At 65.0% G+C, this 17,629-nt stretch carries 24 protein-coding genes; 11 read left to right on the top strand and 13 right to left on the bottom strand.

The genetic code is table 11. From position 1 onward, the window contains the following. Positions 1–16: 16 nt before the first annotated feature. The 4 genes from ASG64_RS18345 to ASG64_RS18330 all read right to left on the bottom strand — a co-directional run bounded on the left by ASG64_RS18345 (position 17) and on the right by ASG64_RS18330 (position 2,858). The gene (locus ASG64_RS18345; RefSeq protein WP_056075364.1) at positions 17–697 is read right to left on the bottom strand and encodes a GNAT family N-acetyltransferase; all 681 of its coding nucleotides are present in this window, start codon (positions 695–697) and stop codon (positions 17–19) included. A gap of 54 nt (positions 698–751) precedes the next feature. Then, positions 752–1,393 carry a dihydrofolate reductase family protein gene (locus tag ASG64_RS18340; protein WP_056075361.1) on the bottom strand — a complete coding sequence of 214 codons (642 nt, stop codon included), beginning with the start codon at positions 1,391–1,393 and terminating at the stop codon, positions 752–754. Positions 1,394–1,490: 97 nt separating this feature from the next. After that, positions 1,491–2,204, bottom strand: a complete 714-nt coding sequence (locus ASG64_RS18335; protein ID WP_082518496.1) for an aquaporin — start codon at positions 2,202–2,204, stop codon at positions 1,491–1,493. A gap of 207 nt (positions 2,205–2,411) precedes the next feature. Beyond that, on the bottom strand, positions 2,412–2,858 hold the full coding sequence (locus tag ASG64_RS18330) for an Asp23/Gls24 family envelope stress response protein (protein ID WP_056075356.1): 447 nt from the start codon (positions 2,856–2,858) through the stop codon (positions 2,412–2,414). Positions 2,859–3,069: 211 nt separating this feature from the next. Between ASG64_RS18330 and ASG64_RS18325 the strand changes: the two genes are divergently transcribed. Together ASG64_RS18325 and ASG64_RS18320 are read left to right on the top strand one after the other, a co-directional pair. Continuing rightward, a complete protein-coding gene (locus tag ASG64_RS18325; protein WP_235579615.1) occupies positions 3,070–3,732 on the top strand; it encodes an RNA polymerase sigma factor in 663 nt (220 codons plus the stop codon). Further along, positions 3,723–4,181 (top strand): hypothetical protein, encoded by a 459-nt coding sequence (locus tag ASG64_RS18320; protein WP_156388413.1) that lies wholly within the window; start codon positions 3,723–3,725, stop codon positions 4,179–4,181. Before ASG64_RS18325 ends, ASG64_RS18320 begins: the two co-directional genes overlap by 10 nt. A gap of 5 nt (positions 4,182–4,186) precedes the next feature. On the opposite strand, the gene ASG64_RS21935 is transcribed toward ASG64_RS18320, so the two are convergent. Both ASG64_RS21935 and ASG64_RS18315 read right to left on the bottom strand, forming a co-directional pair. Beyond that, positions 4,187–4,342 carry a hypothetical protein gene (locus ASG64_RS21935; RefSeq protein WP_200933498.1) on the bottom strand — a complete coding sequence of 52 codons (156 nt, stop codon included), beginning with the start codon at positions 4,340–4,342 and terminating at the stop codon, positions 4,187–4,189. A 73-nt stretch (positions 4,343–4,415) separates the two neighbouring features. Then, entirely contained in the window at positions 4,416–5,051 is a 636-nt protein-coding gene (locus tag ASG64_RS18315; protein WP_056075350.1) for an isochorismatase family protein, read from the bottom strand. Positions 5,052–5,182: 131 nt separating this feature from the next. Here ASG64_RS18315 and ASG64_RS18310 point away from each other — a divergent pair, with 131 nt between their 5' ends. Further along, a complete protein-coding gene (locus ASG64_RS18310) occupies positions 5,183–6,139 on the top strand; it encodes a GlxA family transcriptional regulator (RefSeq protein ID WP_056075347.1) in 957 nt (318 codons plus the stop codon). A 25-nt stretch (positions 6,140–6,164) separates the two neighbouring features. Here ASG64_RS18310 and ASG64_RS18305 read toward each other — a convergent pair whose 3' ends face one another. After that, the gene (locus ASG64_RS18305) at positions 6,165–6,566 is read right to left on the bottom strand and encodes a nuclear transport factor 2 family protein (protein ID WP_056076216.1); all 402 of its coding nucleotides are present in this window, start codon (positions 6,564–6,566) and stop codon (positions 6,165–6,167) included. A gap of 94 nt (positions 6,567–6,660) precedes the next feature. On the opposite strand from ASG64_RS18305, the gene ASG64_RS18300 reads away from it, so the two are divergent. Next, complete coding sequence (locus tag ASG64_RS18300) at positions 6,661–7,032, top strand: winged helix-turn-helix transcriptional regulator (RefSeq protein WP_042576569.1); 372 nt, start codon at positions 6,661–6,663, stop codon at positions 7,030–7,032. A gap of 55 nt (positions 7,033–7,087) precedes the next feature. After that, positions 7,088–7,267: a hypothetical protein gene (locus tag ASG64_RS18295; RefSeq protein ID WP_156388412.1), complete on the top strand. Its 180-nt coding sequence runs from the start codon at positions 7,088–7,090 to the stop codon at positions 7,265–7,267. A gap of 9 nt (positions 7,268–7,276) precedes the next feature. Here the strand turns inward: ASG64_RS18295 and ASG64_RS18290 are convergent, their stop codons facing one another. Next, positions 7,277–8,068, bottom strand: a complete 792-nt coding sequence (locus tag ASG64_RS18290) for a MerR family transcriptional regulator (protein WP_235579647.1) — start codon at positions 8,066–8,068, stop codon at positions 7,277–7,279. 21 nt (positions 8,069–8,089) lie between these two features. After that, positions 8,090–8,422 (bottom strand): nuclear transport factor 2 family protein, encoded by a 333-nt coding sequence (locus ASG64_RS18285; RefSeq protein ID WP_056075339.1) that lies wholly within the window; start codon positions 8,420–8,422, stop codon positions 8,090–8,092. Positions 8,423–8,582: 160 nt separating this feature from the next. Here ASG64_RS18285 and arr point away from each other — a divergent pair, with 160 nt between their 5' ends. The 3 genes from arr to ASG64_RS18270 are packed head-to-tail and all read left to right on the top strand — an operon-like array spanning position 8,583 to position 10,495. Beyond that, positions 8,583–9,011: an NAD(+)--rifampin ADP-ribosyltransferase gene (gene arr / locus ASG64_RS18280; RefSeq protein ID WP_056076213.1), complete on the top strand. Its 429-nt coding sequence runs from the start codon at positions 8,583–8,585 to the stop codon at positions 9,009–9,011. A gap of 27 nt (positions 9,012–9,038) precedes the next feature. Next, positions 9,039–9,485 (top strand): hypothetical protein, encoded by a 447-nt coding sequence (locus tag ASG64_RS18275; RefSeq protein ID WP_056075338.1) that lies wholly within the window; start codon positions 9,039–9,041, stop codon positions 9,483–9,485. A 29-nt stretch (positions 9,486–9,514) separates the two neighbouring features. After that, a complete protein-coding gene (locus tag ASG64_RS18270) occupies positions 9,515–10,495 on the top strand; it encodes an arsenic resistance protein (RefSeq protein ID WP_056075335.1) in 981 nt (326 codons plus the stop codon). Between the two features lie 35 nt (positions 10,496–10,530). Here ASG64_RS18270 and ASG64_RS18265 read toward each other — a convergent pair whose 3' ends face one another. Next, positions 10,531–12,129: a GMC oxidoreductase gene (locus ASG64_RS18265; RefSeq protein ID WP_082518494.1), complete on the bottom strand. Its 1,599-nt coding sequence runs from the start codon at positions 12,127–12,129 to the stop codon at positions 10,531–10,533. 98 nt (positions 12,130–12,227) lie between these two features. Between ASG64_RS18265 and ASG64_RS18260 the strand changes: the two genes are divergently transcribed. Next, complete coding sequence (locus ASG64_RS18260) at positions 12,228–12,830, top strand: TetR/AcrR family transcriptional regulator (RefSeq protein ID WP_082518493.1); 603 nt, start codon at positions 12,228–12,230, stop codon at positions 12,828–12,830. A 12-nt stretch (positions 12,831–12,842) separates the two neighbouring features. Here ASG64_RS18260 and ASG64_RS18255 read toward each other — a convergent pair whose 3' ends face one another. Both ASG64_RS18255 and ASG64_RS18250 read right to left on the bottom strand, forming a co-directional pair. Continuing rightward, the gene (locus tag ASG64_RS18255) at positions 12,843–14,093 is read right to left on the bottom strand and encodes a DUF3500 domain-containing protein (RefSeq protein ID WP_056075332.1); all 1,251 of its coding nucleotides are present in this window, start codon (positions 14,091–14,093) and stop codon (positions 12,843–12,845) included. Positions 14,094–14,165: 72 nt separating this feature from the next. Beyond that, complete coding sequence (locus tag ASG64_RS18250; protein ID WP_235579614.1) at positions 14,166–14,981, bottom strand: adenylate/guanylate cyclase domain-containing protein; 816 nt, start codon at positions 14,979–14,981, stop codon at positions 14,166–14,168. 257 nt (positions 14,982–15,238) lie between these two features. Between ASG64_RS18250 and ASG64_RS18245 the strand changes: the two genes are divergently transcribed. After that, a complete protein-coding gene (locus ASG64_RS18245; protein WP_056076201.1) occupies positions 15,239–15,580 on the top strand; it encodes a winged helix-turn-helix transcriptional regulator in 342 nt (113 codons plus the stop codon). A gap of 10 nt (positions 15,581–15,590) precedes the next feature. Here the strand turns inward: ASG64_RS18245 and ASG64_RS18240 are convergent, their stop codons facing one another. Further along, positions 15,591–16,688, bottom strand: a complete 1,098-nt coding sequence (locus ASG64_RS18240; protein WP_056075325.1) for a saccharopine dehydrogenase family protein — start codon at positions 16,686–16,688, stop codon at positions 15,591–15,593. A 103-nt stretch (positions 16,689–16,791) separates the two neighbouring features. On the opposite strand from ASG64_RS18240, the gene ASG64_RS18235 reads away from it, so the two are divergent. Continuing rightward, complete coding sequence (locus ASG64_RS18235; RefSeq protein WP_056075322.1) at positions 16,792–17,628, top strand: alpha/beta fold hydrolase; 837 nt, start codon at positions 16,792–16,794, stop codon at positions 17,626–17,628. Position 17,629 lies beyond the last annotated feature (1 nt).

Genomic DNA, 17,629 nt, shown 5'->3' with positions numbered 1-17,629 from the left:
TCTGTTGGACGTGGACTCAGGGCGTGCGGAATCCGCGGAACGTCACCTGTCGTCGAGTCCGGTATCCGAGGCGTTCGTACACCCCGATGGCCCGATCGTTGGACTCCGCCACGTGCAGGAACGGTGAGTCTCCCCGCGCGGTGATGCGTGCGCCGAGTTCAGTCACCAGATGCGCCGCATACCCGCGGCCACGCATCGCGGGGACGGTGCAGACCGCACTGATCTCCGTCCACCCCGGCGGACTCAGTCGCTCACCGGCCATCGCCACCAGGCTGCCGTCGACGACCACGCCCAGGTACGTCCCCATCTCGATGGTCCGCTGTCCGAATGGGCCCGGGCCCGTCCGCTCGATCAGGTCGAGCATGGCGGGAACGTCCGCGGACGTCAGCTGCACGACGTCCGGTCCGTCCGCTGCCGGGCTCGCGTAGCCGACGCCGTCGTGAATCATCTGTCGACCCGGCAACGTGAACACCGGCTCCCACCCCGCCGGCGGTTCCAGCGGTGAGCTGAACATGTCGGCGAACCCGCCCGGACCCAGCACCTCGGCAAGGTCCGACCACGGGGCGCCGTCGTCGAGCGCACAGAATGTCGCGACACCGGCCGCATACGTCGCCGCGCCACCGACACGTCGACCGAGGTGCGCATGGCGACCGCGCAACGAACTACCTACCGGATCGTCGAGCGCAGCATCGGTCATGGGTGGATTATGGGCCACCGGCCATCCGCTCTGCGCTACCCGCTACTGGCGCCCTTACTTCCGCCAGAAGAGGTGATGAACGATGCCGCTGGCGCTGGGGACAACCTCGTGCTCGAAGCGATCGTTCAGTTCCTCCGGCGACTCCCACAGCGTCAGGCCCGGCGCGAGGTCTATGGGCGCGACGGCGATGTGCATCGTGTCGACGAGGTCGGCGTCGAGGAACTCGCGAATGGAGGTCACGCCGCCACCGAGGCGCACGTCGCGACCGTCGGCGGCTGCCTTCGCCCGGGCGAGCACCTCGGACGGTTCGGCGTCGATGAAATGGAACGTGGTGTCGGACAGTGTGATCGACGGCCGTTCGTGGTGAGTCAGCACGAACACGGGGGTATGGAACGGCGGCTCGTCGCCCCACCACCCTTCCCATTCGAAGTTCTCCCACGGTCCGCGCTGAGGGCCGAACTTGTTCCGCCCCATGATCTCTGCGCCGATGTTGTTGGAGAAGTCGCGCGCGAAGTAGTCGTCGAGGCCGCGGGTACCGCCCGGCTCGGTCCTGTTGGGCCAACTCGCGGTGGCACCGCACCACGACATCAGCGTCGAGTGGTCGAGCCCGAACGGACTCTCGAAGCTCTGATCGACGCCGGCCGCGACTCCGTCACGCGAAATGGTGAAGTTCTGGACTCGTAGCAGCTGTGTCATGTGGCTCCGCCCTCGACGACACCGGACACCGTCGTCCTGTGCGTCAGGAGAGACTAGCCGTCCGGGAATCATCAAGGGCAGAGGTACCAGCCGACCGTTACGACACCTCGGCGGCAGATTTCGGTGCGTTCTCGGACCCGTGCAACGCCACGTACCCGAGTGCGCCGACGAGCCCACCGATCAGCGGGAAGACGATGAAGACCCATAGTTGCGTCACAGCGTCACCTCCCGCGAACAGAGCGGGTCCGATGGAACGCGCGGGATTGACCGATGTCGAGTCCACTCCGATAGCGAGGAGGTGAACGAACGCCAAGGTCAACCCGATCGGAACTCCGGCAGCGGCAACGGGATTGCGTCCGGTCACGGCGAGCACGACCAGGACGAGGATCGCGGTGGCGACTATCTCGACGAGTGCAACGGAGAAGAGGGAGTAGTTGCCGGCCGACGCGTCGCCGTATCCGTTCGCACCGAGGCCGTCCACGGACCGGTCGTACCCGGGCCGACCGGACGCCATCGCGAACACCACGAGCGCACCGATCGCTCCACCGACCACCTGCGCCGCGACGTATCCGGCGGCGCGTGCGGCCGTCATCCGACGCGTGATCAGGAATCCGAGCGTGACGGCCGGGTTGATGTGGCAGCCCGACACGGGGCCTAGAACGAACACCATCGCGAGAAGGGTCAGCCCGAAAGCCAGCGCGATCCCGGTCGTGCCGATGTCGTCGCCCGCCAACACTGCAGTACCCACACCGCCGATCACGAGAATCGCTGTGCCGATCGCTTCCGCGACGTACACGGTCCATCTGGTCATCGTCGTCCCCCCTTCGCGCTGCGACGCTCGTCGAGCTTGCGCTTGGCGTATCCCCAGGTGACCCGTCCGAGACCCTCGAAGAGGCGACTCGACAGGCTTCTGCGGCGGCTCACGACGCCGCCTCGAAAACTGTGGAACGTGGTGTCATGTCTGTGTCCTTCCATGTCGAAGAAGCCCGTTGTCAACGGGCAGCAATGCGAATCGGGGTCAGGCGAGGGCGGAGTTCGGTGCCAGGTGAACGTCGTGCACGACGATGTCGACCGGCACGCATCGGAGACCGGTCATGGCGTGCACCGCGCTGGTGACGTTCCGGCGCACGTCGGCAGCCAGATCTGCGATCGCAGTTCCGTAGTCGGCGACGAGGTCGATGCGTACCGACGCGCGGTCGTCGTCTACCCGGGCCGCAACACCCTGTGACGGTGCGGATTTCACGCCGGGAACTTGCTCGCGAAGAGCACCGACGGCGCGAGTAGCACCGTCACCCGTGGCGTACACACCCGGCACTTCGCGTGTCGCGATCCCGGCCACCGTGGCCACGACCTTCGGCGCGATCACAGTTCGTCCCGTCCGTACGGGTTGCTGTTCGATCGCCTGATCACTGTGTGCGACCGACGTCTTCACGGCGGGATCGGTCGCGGTGCGCGGGGCGTTCACTCATGTCCTTTCGTCGTGGTCGAACAACTGTGTCGACCGGTTACGACTACTGAGTCGCGTTCGCGAGCGGAAAGCGCACGTTCCGATTCGAGTGACGCGCATCACAGAGGTTTGCCGGACAGCCTGGTCGGGCATCTCGAATGGACGTGAAGTAGTTGCGTCATCAAGCACCGGGGGTGTGTCGACCCCGATGGGGTTCCGGGGGGAAGCAATGCTCAGTCGTCCATCGATGGCGCCCGACCCCGGAAGTCCCGGCGTTGCCGGCGCCACGGAACCCGGGGACACACGCCTCCGACACCCTGACGGCACCGCGGCGATCCGCGCCGAACTGGCCGAGCTTCCGGATCGGGCACTCGCCGCGGCGGCGGCCGTCGGCGACCGATTCGCGTTCGAGGAAATCGCGCGGCGCTTCGGACCGGACATGCTGCGCTACGCGACTCATCTACTGTCCGACCGCGGTGCGGCCGAGGACATCGTGCAGGATTCCCTCGTCGACGCATGGAGAGGAATTCGCACTTTCCGTGCGGAATCCAGCGTGCGCACATGGCTGTTCAGCGTCGTCTCGCACAAGGTGATAGATCACCGGCGCAGACGCAGCGTGGCCCCCGTCGAAGATTGGGTCTTAGAACGGCCCAGCCTGGACCCGAAGGACGATCCGTCGTCGGCCGCGTCCGAGGCGAGCTTCCTGTCGGCGCTCGATGTCGCACTCGCTGGGCTACCGTACCGACAGCGGGCGTGCTGGTTGCTTCGTGAAGTCGAAGGCATGAAGCATGCAGACATCGGAACTGTGATGTCCCTGTCACCCGGTGCCGTTCGCGGTCACCTCACCCGCGCCCGCGCGACACTCGGCGAACGATTGGAGACATGGAAATGACGTCGGGCGACCATGCTCCGATTCTTCGACACGCGGCGGAGGCCCTGCGGGACTCCCCTGTCCGCGGGTGGGTCGACATCAGTGCGTCCGCCATCTCGCGCGTCCGTGCCGTGGGAATCAGAACATGGCCTCTCGACGCCCGCTACCCGGATGACGACGCTCCCGCCACGGACACGCTGCGCATCAGCGACGCGATCGTTCGAGTGACGCTTCGGCGAGCTGTTGCCGAGGTTCCGGAAGCGGAACCGTCCGACATCTCGCTCTATACCGACGGGCACGTGTGCACCGGTGCACGTATCACCGTGATCGCCGCCTACGACTCGGATCTGGCCGACGTCGGCGCGCAGGTGTCGACGCGTGCGGCCGCCGCGTTGACCGACATCCTGGGATTTCCGTTCGTTTCCCAAGACGTCGACGTACTGGTCGTCGACGTGGACGGCCCTGCCTGATCACCTCAGGTGGAGCGGCGCTGACGTAAACCTGTCACGATCGCGGTGACCACCAGAATCAGCCCGATGAACTGCAACCCCGGTGAGTCGTCGGCGCCGCCGAGGACGATCGCCGCGATGCCGAGCAGACTCAGAAGGACCACGCCCACCCATCCACGCACGCTGCACTCCTTCGGTCACCGCGATCCAGCCGTCGTCGACACCGTACCTGCGGCGCGAGTGGACGAGGTGTCGTCAGTGTGCGGCCACGGCCTCTGTGCCGACCATTGCCGATTCGACGAGGTTGTTCTTGTCCAGCGCCGATCCCGAGCGCACGGCGTCGACCCACTGTTCCGTTGTCGCCACTGCGGCGAAATTGGAGTGCAGCAGTGTCATCAGCGTCGTGTGAAGGATTTCGGCCGACACGGTTCCCGCTGCATTGGACAGATTGATGGCACCGGTTGCGTCGGACAGGATCTCCGCTGCGAATCCGAGGCCCTCGGCTTCGACGGCGGTCGCAAGATCGCAATTGTTGGTCATGAAGCCCACGATGGTCACGGTGTCGACCTCGAGCGTGCGGAGCTGTTCTGCCACATCGGTTCCGGCGAAAACGCTCCCGAAACTCTTGGTCACTCGTGTCGTTGCCGACGGCAGAGCGGCGACGACCTCGGGGTGCAGATCGAACCCGTCTGTTCCGTCCACGAAGACGGGAGCCTCCTCGGGCATGGAGTGCTGCACTGCGATCACGGGCAGACCGGCGGCGTCGGCTACCTGGATCGCCGTGATCACGTTGGACAGCGACTCGGCGCGCGGCGGGTACGCGATTTCGAGGGGACCCGAGAAGTACTCCTGCTGGATGTCGACGACGATGAGTGCGCGGCGCGGTGCCATGGTGTGTCCTCTTTCTCGTGTGCGATCCGCCGGGACGGCGGCCGACCACCTCAGTGTTCGCCCGCCGGCGGATCTTCGACAGTGGCACACATGCACGGTTACGATGGATTCGGGCCAAACCAGGGAGAGCTGTGCGCATTGCCATCTACGCATTCGACGACATCACCATGTTCCATCTCGCCGCACCGTTGATGGTGTTCGGCGAGGTCCAGCGCCTCGGTCTGGCCACCGACTGGGAGACACGAGTGTGGTCGGACACCGAGGGAAGTATCCGTACATCCGAGGGATACTCACTCGGCGACATCGCCGGCCCGGAGACCGCGGAATGGGCGGATATCGTGATCGTTCCGTCCTGGCACGTGTCCCTCGATTCCTTCGGAACTGTCGTCAGAACTGCTGTGCTGAAAGCTCATTCACGAGGCGCAGCGATTGTCGGGCTGTGCCTGGGGGCGTTCGCGGTAGCTGACGCGAACCTCTTGGGAGGACGGTCGGCAGTGACCCACTGGGCGGCACTGTCCGAGCTCGCAGAGCGTAGCGGCGGAAGTTCGGTCGACGCGTCCGTGCTCTACATCGACCACGACGACGTCATGACGTCGGCAGGTACCGTGTCGTCGATCGACGCCTGCCTGCACATCGTCCGCAAGCATCTGGGCACGTCAGCAGCCACCCGCGTCGCCCGGCAACTGGTCGTCGCGCCCCATCGAGAGGGCGGCCAGGCGCAGTACATCGAGAGACCACTGGCCGACCGTGCCACCGACACCACCATCGCCGACATCCAGGAATGGATACTGGCTCACCTCGACCAGAATCTGTCCGTCGACGATGTCGCACGACATGCGCGGATGAGCCGACGGAGCTTCGTGCGACATTTCAAGCTCTTCACCGGCACGACGCCGGCGCGGTGGATTCTGGAACGACGATTGGACGAGGCGCGACGACTGCTCGAGACGACGGACTGGCCGATCGACGCCGTTGCCACTGCGTGCGGATTCGGTAGCGATGTGACTCTGCGGCAACGGTTCGCGGCGATGTTCTCGACGACTCCGTCCGAGTACCGACGACATTTCGCGGCGCGCGCTCCGGCGTGACCGATGGGTCACGCCGGAGCCGGCATCAGTTCGTACCCCAGAATTCGTCCTCGGCGTCGCCGTCCGAGGAGAACAGGTGCACGTCGACGATCTTCCCGTTCACGACGGTCAGGAGATCGAGGCCCGACATGTCCATCGATGCGTGCTGCAGTCGACCCGTGAACCGCACCGGCACGGCGACATTGGTGCCGTTGACCATCATCGGGCCCTCCACGGTCAGTCCGAACGTTCCTTGACTGGTCGTCATCATGGCGCTCAGCAGTGCGCCGACACCGCCTACACCTCGGTGTTCGCCCGAGAACTGATTCGCGCCCGGCTGATGCCAGACGACGTCGTCGTCGATAAGACCCATCAGGGTCGACATGTCGCCGGTACTCAGAGCGTCGAAGTAACGGGTGGCGACATCGAGAGCGGTGGACTCGGTCATGGTGGCAGCTCCTCGGAGTGGGGACATCAACGCGCCGAGAGTGACAGCCACTAGCCTCTAACCTCAACGTAACTGTCGATGACCTGGGGGGACGATGACAACGCCGGTATGGAATGTCCTGTTGGAAGACTGTCCGTCGCGCACGTCGCTGGCCAGAATCGCCAACAAGTGGACGGCGATGATCGTCATCGCCCTCGGCGACGACCGCGTGCGGTTCGGCGAACTCCGAACGCAGGTCGGGGGTATCAGCGCGAAGGTCCTCGCCGACACTCTGCGGGACCTGGAACGAGATGGCATCGTCGCCCGACACGCCTACGACCAGATGCCACCGAAGGTGGAGTACGAGCTGACCGACCTCGGCCGGACTCTGCACGATCCGCTGCAGGCCCTCCGAACCTGGGCCGAGGCTCATTACGCTCAGGTGAGTCGAGCACGAGAAATGTACGACAGGGAGAAGTCGAGCTGACCTGAGCAGGCCGATGATCGATCAGTACTTCCGACCGATCGGTACGCTGACGCTCATGATCGTCTTGGCGATGCTCATCGCGGCTGCGGCCCTCCGCATCTGGACCGACGCGCTGGGCCCGACACCGAGTTTCGTCGTGACGGCCATCATCGTGGTCATGGTTCTGTACGTGCCGAGCGCGGTGATCACCGCGATCCACAATCGTCGATACGACGGGCACGCGCTTGAACGATGACCGGCATCATCACGCAGATTCGCGCACGGGCCAACCGATCTCGGTCACCAGGTCCCCGCCGTGCACACCGGCAAGGTACCGCTCTCTGACCGGACCGGCGACACCGATGTTGCGGGACGAAACGTATTCGCCCAGAGCCGCGTACGTCTCGTCGATGCGTGCGTCCGGTCCTCGATGAACTGCTACGGCGTAGCGGGCTTCGGCGTACGGCACCACGTCCAGTCCTTGCCGGGCTGCGTCCACGGGGTCGACCGGGTACCACAGCGATGCGGTTCCCTTCTCGTCCGAGAAGAGTTCCATGTCGAAGTCGGCACCGAGAACGCCCACCGCGTCGACATGGAACTCGCGTAGACGGGATGTCAGGGTGTCGCGAGCGTCGTTCCACCACGGTGCGATCGCCGACAAGGTGACCGTGTCGGTGACGACAGTCGCGACGAACGCTGTGTCCGTGCGCATCTCGATGACCGGATCGATCGGCGCCGTCATCATCGATCGGAGCGCCTCGACGGCCTCGCGGGTGTGATCGAGCCTGTCCTCCAGACGCGCGAGATGCTCTGTGAGGACCCGATGTCGACTCACCTCGTCGTCGGCCGTGAAGTACGACGCGACGTCCGCAATCGGCATGTCCAGATCGCGTAACCGTCGTATCGTGCGGGCTCGGCCGACCTGCGAGATGTCGTAGTAGCGATATCCGGTGAACGCGTCCGTCTCTGCAGGCATCAACAGGCCGACGTCTTGATAGAGCCGCAACGCTTTCCGAGTAAGCCGCGTCATCGTCGAGAACTCACCGATGGTCACCATCGTCGCCACTGGAACAGTCTCTCATCCACCGATACGCAGACCCGTGATCGACGAACCGTCGAGTTCGAACCGATACACCAGGTCGGCCACCCCGCCCGGGAAGTTTCCGGCAATACGGACCGATACGCGATAGTTCGAGGCATCGACGAACTCCGAGCCCGTCACGGTGGTGGTGTAAGTGTAGCGCCCGGCGACCGTGTCGCGCCAGCGTCGGACCTGGTCGTGTCCGCGGTAGGTATGGCCTTCGTCGGTCACGCCGGCGTCCGGCGCGAAGCAGTCGACGAGCGCATCGATGTCGTCGAAATCAGCGGCAGCGAGGTAGCGGGTCACGACGTCCGGAGTTGTGGTTGTCATTACACCAGTCTGAGCCTGGCCCCGAGGTGAAGGTCCAGCCCCGCATCGGTATCTCTTCGCCACTCTCACCATAACTCCGACAGTGGGGCTTGCGGCAAGGGCCCGTGCGCGGTGCACACTCTCCCGATCACACCGTCGATGGAGGGATCGAATGGCAGACATGGCCGATACGCCGGAACGCTTCGTGGTGCATGAATCGGGTGCGTTCTTCCACGGCACCAAGGCCGACCTTCGGGTGGGCGACTTCCTCACAGCCGGCCACCGGTCCAACTACCGGCCCGAGCACATCTCCAACTACGTCTACATGACGATGGTCCTGGACGGAGCGGTCCTCGCAGCCGAGATGGCAGTCGGGAACGGTCCCTGCCGCGTCTACGTCGTGCAGCCGCACGGAGATGTCGAGGACGACCCCAACGTCACCGACAAGAAGTTTCCCGGGAATCCCACCAGGTCGTACCGCAGCGCGGAACCGGTGGAGGTTGTCGGAGAGATGACGGACTGGGTCGGCCACTCACCGGAATACCTGGACCGTTTTCGCGCGGGCTTGGAGACCTTGCGTGAGCAGGGCCGCGCAGTTCTGTACGACTGATCGCCTCGAGCGTGATTCAGTGGACCCATGACGTGGATCGGTCGAGAGCTGGTTGTCGCGTCCGCACTCGGTGCACTCTCAGGTGCTGCGGTGATGCTGGACAGTGTCGCCAACACGGCGGGTCTGATCCTGGGCGCCGTCGTCGGATCGATCGTCGGCCTCGTCGTCGGATCCGTGGCTGTCTGCGGCGGCAGGTTCGCTATGAAAACAACACTGCACTGGCAGCCCCGGTCGCGCAGCAGCTTCCGACACCGGTTCGCATTCTGGTCGATGATCCCCGTCGTCGGAGCGTGGGCCGTGTTCCTCATCTGGGGCGGCGCGGCGTCGTCGTCTGTCTCCGATCCCTCGACGCCGAACTACGTGCTGCCTCTCTCGATCATCGGCGCGGTGGGTGCCGTCAGTTACGTTGCCGCCTATATCCTCGCCCCCACACATCAGGACGTCGCACACCTCGATGCCACCACGGACAACTAGGCCACCGGGAGCGAAGCGTCGTGTCATGGATGGAGAGACATCAGATCCCGCTGTATCTAATGGCACTCGCTCTGGGAGCGGTGGTCGGGCTCGGTGCGCCGTCCACTGCACCTACCTTCGAACATGCGATCAATCCGGTCCTGATCCTGCTGTTGTACGCGACCTTCCTCGCAGTCCCCTTCGCCGCTATCGGACAATCGTTGCGAGACAGGAGGTTTCTTGCCTGCGTCGTCGCACTGAACTTCGTCGTAGTCCCCCTCGTGGCGTTTACACTGACCAGGTTCGTCGACGGAAACGACGCGGTCGTCGTCGGTGCCCTCCTTGTTCTCCTCGCACCGTGCATCGACTACGTCATCGTCTTCAGCGGGCTCGCCGGTGCGGCATCCGAGCGATTGCTCGCTGCTGCACCACTTCTGATGCTTCTGCAAATGGCTTTCCTACCGCTCTATCTGTGGCTGTTCGTCGGATCGGACGTCGTGTCGGTCATCGACGTCGCCCCCTTCGCCGAAGCCTTCGTGCTGCTCATCGCGCTTCCCCTGGCAGCAGCGGCAGCGACCCAGGCTCTCGCGAGGCGCTACCGCTCGGGTGGTGTCGTCATGGACTTCCTGGCGACGTCGATGGTTCCGATCATGATGGCGACCTTGGCCGTCGTCGTGGCCTCGCAGATCGATACCATTCGTGCCGAAGGCATGCGGTCGGTCGCCGCCGTCCCGGTCTTCGTCGCTTTTCTCGTCGTCATGGCGTTCGTCGGAAAGTGGTTGGCACACTTCGCCCGACTCGATGTGCCGGCGAGCCGCGCGTTGACCTTCTCCGGTGCCACTCGCAACTCGTTGGTCGTTCTTCCTCTGGCCCTGGCGCTCCCCGACAGCCTGTCGCTTGCAGCAGTCGTAGTCGTCACGCAGACGCTCGTCGAACTCATCGGGATGGTCGTCTACGTTCGGGCCATCCCGGCTCTGATCCCGGACCGCGGTACGCCACGACAGGTGCTGGACAACCTCGACACCCCTTGAGACCTGGAGCGTATGCACAGCTGACGTGACGCACGCTAGATGATCGACCCCACGTCGGCGGCGACGATCTTGTCGAGCGCGCGCTCGGCCACCGCGGCGATGGTCATCGACGGATTGCACGCCGCGCAGTTACCGGGGATCAGGGCGCCATCGAGAACGTACAGGCCGCGTTGTCCTTCGACTCGACCCTCCAGGTCGCACACCGTTCCCATGTTGGCTCCGCCGAGCGGATGCCACGTGGAGGGAAACACCGCGTTGGTGTCGACGACGATGCTGTTCGGGCCCGCGATGGCACGCACGCGCGGGTCGATCCGACTCTGGATCGCGGCATCCGCCTCGTGCGGCCACCGTAGGACCGCGTCGTCACGCGAGCCGTCGTACACGAAACGTCCGCGGGCATCGCTGACGCCGTAGCCGACGAGAATCGTGGTGCGAGGATCGAATCCGATCGGCGGAAACGATGCCTGAATGACGGTCATAGCTCGCGACGGGTCAGCCCAGTCGAGACTTCCGAACACCACCGGACCACCCTGAGCAGGCCCGAAGTCCTGGTCGAGTGTGGTCCAGGAGTAGATCCGGTCCGCATTCGATCCCCATCCTTCGCCGAGGGCGTCGGGCATGTCCGGGATCCGCCCGGATGCACCCGCCCGCATCAGCAGGCGCGTCGTATTCATGCTTCCCGCGGCCATGATCAGGGTCGGCGTCGTCAGGATCTTGTTCTCGAGTACCTTCCCCGTCGTGTCGATGCGATCGACGTACACCGTCCACCGGCCGTCGGGGGCCCTCTCGACGTCCGTGACCTGATGCAGCGTCTGCACGGTCACCAGTCCGGTCGCCTCCGCTTCCGCGATATAGGTGACATCGACGGAGAACTTCCCGCCATTGTTGACTCCGATCGCACCGTCGCCGTTGGTGTAGGACGGCTTCATCCGGCCGCGAAGTTCGTCGAGCGCGAAGTTCCAGTCGATCGGCATCGGAATCTTCGACACCGGCAGCCCGAGCCGTCGAGCGTTGTCTCGAAAAGCCCTCGGTGCAGCATAATTGGGACTGTCGATCAGCTCGTCGGGCGCAACCTGCAGATGCAGCATGCGCGCCACCCGCGGATAGTGCACGCGATCGAGCAGCCCCCAGTCCAGCTCTGCCGGGAACTGTGTGGCGAACACCGACTCGGCCGGCTGCAGCGTCATCCCCTGATAGACGAGGGATCCACCACCGACACCGGCGGCGCACAGCGCAGTCATGTTCTCCCCCGGTACCGCCTCGACCAGCCCGGTGTAGGCGGGAACATCGATGGGGCGACCGAAGGCGTTCTTGGCGGAGCCGTACCAGAGCAGACGGCCGTCGGGCGACTTCACGTGAGGGAACGTCTCGGCGTTCGGACCCGTCGGCCACCGCAATCCCCGTTCGAGCACCGTCACCGGCACACCCGCCTGAGCCAGACGCAGCGCAGAAACTCCCCCACCGAAGCCCGAGCCGACCACCACGACCCGATGATCTTCGCGGGACAACGGAACCCGTTGCACGCGTGCGCCGATTCCCTGCGCCGCGGCACGTCCGGCGCCCCGACCCGCTACCACCGATCCACCTGCCAGAGCAGCTCCGGTGAGAAACGTACGGCGAGTGAACGGTGTCATGCGGTATTACCCCCGGATCGACGCACACGCTCACCGATGTGTCGAGCACCCCCCGGTGAGCACCGACCTCTGCGGTCGGTACGCAGAATCTGACAGACATGACCCAATGTGTCAAGTATTCCGAGACCCGACGACATCGTGGTCCGTGGCAGAATGTCCTGGTGTCGGCACGAGAGAAGTTGATCGAAGGCACACTCGCGTTGATCGCGACAGGTGGTTTCTCGGCAGTCACCGTCGCGTCCGTAGCCCGCCAGTCCGACGTCTCCCGGCAGACCGTCTACACCCTGTTCGGATCCAAGGAAGCGCTGGTGTCCGAGGCTGTCGGAACCGTTGCCCTCGGCGTCCTCGGTGTCATCTCGGACCACGCGTCGGCGACCGACACCCCCCTGGACTATCTGGTGGAATTCGCGGTGGCGGCTGTCACCGAAGTGCGTCGCGACGCAGTTCTGACCACCCTTCTGTTCGCGAACGAAGGAAACCCGATCTTCATGCGGGAGACAGTACTTCGAGCTACCCCGATAGCTCGTGAGCTGCTGGCACCGATGTTCGACAAATATCCCCAGCTCACCGAGAAGAGCGACCGAGTCGTCGAACTGGTGGTGAGGCTGGGCATCAGCGTCATCATGTTCGACAGCGAGGCCGTGCGTGACGACGAGGGGCTGCGCGCATTCCTGCGGCCACCCCTCGCGTCCATTCTCTGAACACCCCCCCTGTCAGCGGCCCGCACCGGCGGGCATACCGCCGCCCGGCCCGCCTGTCGCCGCCTGCTGGGTGACGCTGCCGGCGTAATCGTTCGTGGGGTCCCGGTAGATGGTGTGGACGTGTCCCCAGCCCGAGGTCACCACACCGTCGACGTCCGCACCAGCGGAACCCCGCTGTGCCGCGAACTCCAGGTAGACGTCCGGTCCACTGATCTGGAAGTAGATGCCGTCGCCCTGACTCATGTCGTAGGTCGTCGCCCCCGACCAGTCGATGTAGGTCGTGTCCAACGAGGCTTCGATCTCGGCGAGTTGTGCAGCGTCGGTCTCGTCGTCGGCCATACCCGCCCAGTTCGCGATCACCGCGAGGAGTAGTTGTCGCTGGTCGTCGGTCAACTCCGCGCCGGAAAGGCCGGTGCCGGTGGGGAAGTCACAGGTGCTGCCCGGTGCGCAGACCATGTCGGGAATGCTCTCACCTTGATAGAGCTTCGCCTTCTGGTCCTCGGTGAGACTGTCGTAGAACGCGAAGGCATCGGTGTAGATACCGTCGAACGGTTGCACCGTCGTGCCGTCAGCGGCGGTGTACGCGGCCGGCTGGATCCCCAGATGGGTGGGCGCGAACGTGATCGCGTTCGCTGCGCCGTCCAGCGTGGCGTTGATACCGAGGTGATGCCCTCCGAACTGGATCTCCCACGCCGACGTATCGGACGGGTCACCGAAGAAGGCAATGTAGTACTGCCCCAACGACTCCTCGGTCGACGAACTGTTCTCGTGCAGGTACTCGTCGCCGCCCATGATGCCGGTGACGGTCGCGTAGGCGTCGTCACTGAGCAGCGACTCGAGGACGGCCATGGCGGCGGTCCGCTGCTCGTCGGTGAGGTCGGTCAAGTTCAGCCCCGCACGATCGACGAAGGTGACGGGGAAGTTCGACCAGGAGGTCGTCTTGGTCTCGTCGTCGTAGGCATACGTGACCTGCTCGCGTTGCTCGTCGGTCAGGGTAGCGAGGAAAGCGTCAGCCGCAGCGACGCTGTCGGTGATGGTCCCGGTGGTCGTCGTGGCGTCGGTCGTAGAGGCGTCGGACGCCGCAGCGGACCCGTCCACGCTCTGACTGGACGTGACGGTGGACGTAGGAACGGTCGTGGTGTTCGCCGCCTCGGCGGAGCATCCACCGAGCGCGAGACCGCCCGCCAACAATGCGGAGATGAGGGCGGTGCGGCCGCGGCCCGTTCGAAAGACTCGTCGTGGGGGCGAAGTTTCGTGTGTCATAGGACGAAAACTATGGGGCTTGCCCGGGACCCAGCTGGATGCCAGCTGGGTGCCGGCTGTGAGAGATTCTCGCTAGACGAGCTCGGCCGGCAGTTCGACCGGATAGAGACTGAAGGCGCCCGACAACCCCTTCAAGTGGACCTCGCGAGGGGTTCCGAGCGCTATGCCGGGTGATGGCTCGAGTGCTTCGCGGACCTGCTCGCTCACCAGTATCTCGCCGCCGTCGGCCTGACTCGCCACTCTGGCCGCCAGCGCGACGTTGAGCCCGAACAGGTCGTTACCCCGGCGCACCGAACTGCCCGTGTGGATACCCATGCGTACCCGAATTCCGTTCCAGCGCTCCGGCTTGTCGTTCAACGCCGCCTGCACCTGCATCCCGCATCGAACTGCTTGGCCTGGGTCCGAGAACGCCATCATGAAGCCGTCACCCTGATTCTTGACCACGTGCCCGCCATGGGACTCGACCTTCTCGGTGACCAAGCGATTGTGACGCTCGAGCAGCTTCAACCAATCACGATCCCCGAGCTCCTCGTTGCGCGCGGTCGATCCCTCGATGTCGGAGAAGGCGATGACCACCGCACCGGCAGCAGTCATCCGCGCAAGGTCCGGCCGCTCGATTCGCGCCCATCCCGCCAGGTCTTCGACCGAGTTACGCACCGTGACCCCGAAGCCTTTGTGAACCAGCGAGTCCGCCGTATTGAACGCCGTCTTGATCGCCAGCGGCGCAAGGCCCCGGCGGCGACGACGCGGCGAGTCACTTCTCGCGAGTTCGAGCGCCGCCCGTGTCTTCCTCAGCTTCACCCGTGAGACGACGAGTACGACGACGAGGGCCACGATCAGGGCCAGTTCTACCGACGCCGCGATTATCAACAAGGTCACGCCGCTCATCTTGGCCCCCATTCGACAAGGGCGATCCCCTGACCCGCGTTTTCTATGAAACGTCCCGGCGAGTTCTGTTCGAACGGGTCACATCACCGGACCGCTCTGTGACCGCTTCGGCGGCTAGGCCTGTCCACGATCGTGGATGATGGACCCCGGATTCCGGGGTCCAAAGTCCACAATTCGTACGAGGACCCGACGCACGCCTATACGACCGTTCCGGCGGACGGTGATCGCGAGCTGACATGCGACGTATGGTGACGCCCATGAGCGCGACGACACCACGACCGGGGCAGGCAGTCCGCGGCTCCCGCTCGGGGAGGCCGATCATGGTCGCGCTCGACCTCCTCGGCCGCCGCGGAGCTCTGACCGTCCTGTGGTCGCTTCGGGACGGTCCCGCCACATTTCGCAAGCTCCAGGAACTCGCCGACGGTATGGCCGCCAGCACCCTCAACACGCGCCTCCGCGAGCTGAGGGACGTCGGGCTGATCGAGCGTTCCGACGGGGGATACCGATTGGCCGTTGACGGTCGGGCGCTGCTCGACGCCGGTGAGCCGCTGCTGGATTGGGCGCACGAGTGGGCCCTGCGACTCCCCCGGTCCGACTGAAGCGGTCGGTTCAACCCACCTCGGCCGCAGTACCTCTCACCAGGGTGACGCCGGGGATCGTGTCGATGAAGTCGACACCGAACGCCGTGGATGGTGTCAGGGCACCGGTCACCGGAGAGTCGGCCAGCGCGATCATTGCCTGAACCATCGACTTCGCGGTGAAGGCGTAGGTGTTGTCCACCTCGATGGACCGCTCCACGCTGCGGCCCGAGCCGTCGGTCAACCGAACCCACCCGGCACTACGAGTGCGCCCTCGCGTCGCTTCCGACGGTACGGGCACGAACGCCAGCAGCTTCTCCAGAGCGTCACCGACACCACGGACGGACAGCAGTCGACGCATCGGCCGATCGAGTCGTCGCAACAGCGTCGCTCCCGGCAGGGCGGTGAAGGTGGTGACGTTCTGCAGGCCTGCAGTGCGGGCCGCGGACGCGAGATCACCGAGTGGAGTGGATGCGACCGTGGCCTTCTTCGAACCCGGCAAGTCGATGGTCAGGATGCGATGGCTGTGAGCGACGGGCTCGAATTCACCCGACACGCGAATCTTGTTTCCCGCGGCCATCCCGAGCAGGGCCGTGCTGAGTGTGCCGCGACTGAAACCACCAGGACTGACCATGGCGATATCGCCCGTGATCGCCTCGAGGAGGGCCTGTTTCGCCACTGCTGCGAGGTGGTCCGTGGGAACCACGTCGAAACCCACTCCCGGAACGAGCGCGACGCCGGCGTCACGCGCGTCGGAGTCGCGGGCGTACACCGCTTCGAATACATCCGCCTCCCCCGTCAGATCGAGGTAGTGCGTTCCTGTTCGAAGACACGCATCGACCATGGGTGCCGACGTCCGCTCGTACGGGCCCGCGCAGTGCGCGACGATGTCGACGTCCGCCAGTGCAGCGTCGAGGCCCTCCGCATCGTCGAGTGCCACGACACGGAATTGCACGCCGAGGTCGCGGGCTGCGGCTTCGGTGCGAGCTCTGTCACGACCGGCCGCGATGATGTCCACGTCACGGCGTACTGCCTCCCGCCCCACGAGAAGCCCTGTGTAGCCGTAGATTCCATAGACGAGAACGGTCGTGCGGACGGCTTCGCGCTCGGATGTCGTGGGTTCGCTCACGCACCGCAGTCAACACGATCGATGCTTCGATAACAAGAGCGAATCAGCTCCTCCCGGAGGTTCTGCAAGCTCATCACCTGCGATCCCGTTCTACAGTCTGAACATGACCATCGAACGAGTACCGGTATCCGGCGGCAGCATGGCCGTCGAGATTCTCCACGGACCCTCGGAGCCGATTCTCGTGGTGCACGGGGTCTCCAGCCAGCGCAGGCTGTGGGGCTGGCTGCACACGGAGGCGCCACACCTGACACTCGTCGCACCGGACCTCCGCGGTCGCGGTGACAGCGTGAACATCTCGGGTCCGTCCTCGCTGGCCCAGCACGCCGACGACCTTCGTGCCGTCGTCGATGCGCTGGGACTCGACGCCGTGCACGTGTGCGGTATGTCGATGGGCGCGTTCGTGGCGGTCGAATTCGCGGCTCGGCATGCGTCCCGAGTGAAGAGCCTCGTTCTCGTCGACGGGGGCGTGCCGGTAGGACCGCCCGCGGGTCTCACCCGGGAGAACGTCGCGGCAGTCTTCATGGACAGGATGGCTCGAACTCGGCAGCGGTGGAACGATATCGACGACTACGTCGACTACCTGGTGTCGACGTCGTTGCCGCTGCTCGACCGTACCGACCCCCTGCTGCGGGAGTACGCCGAACACGACCTCCTCGACGGGTCGGTCAGGTTGTCGTCCGAGGCGGTCGTCGCGGACGCTACGGACGTATTCTTCGGCGATTCGCGGTTTCGGGACATCACAGTTCCGGTCCGATTCCTGCACGCTCAGTGGAGCATCGGGGCCGATTCGGCGCCGATGTATTCTCCGCGAGACATCGAAGCGCTGGACGTGACCTCGGTCGAATCGATGGTCGGGCTGGATCATGCCGGCACGATCATGACGTCGACGGGAGCCCGCGCTGTCAGCGCCATGATCGACACCGCGGTGAAGGGCGGGTGAA

It is taken from the genome of Rhodococcus sp. Leaf247, assembly GCF_001426185.1.
Classification (GTDB): domain Bacteria; phylum Actinomycetota; class Actinomycetes; order Mycobacteriales; family Mycobacteriaceae; genus Rhodococcoides.
The sequence above is the reverse complement of the archived record's forward strand: the minus strand, read 5'-3'. Positions and strand labels throughout refer to the sequence as shown.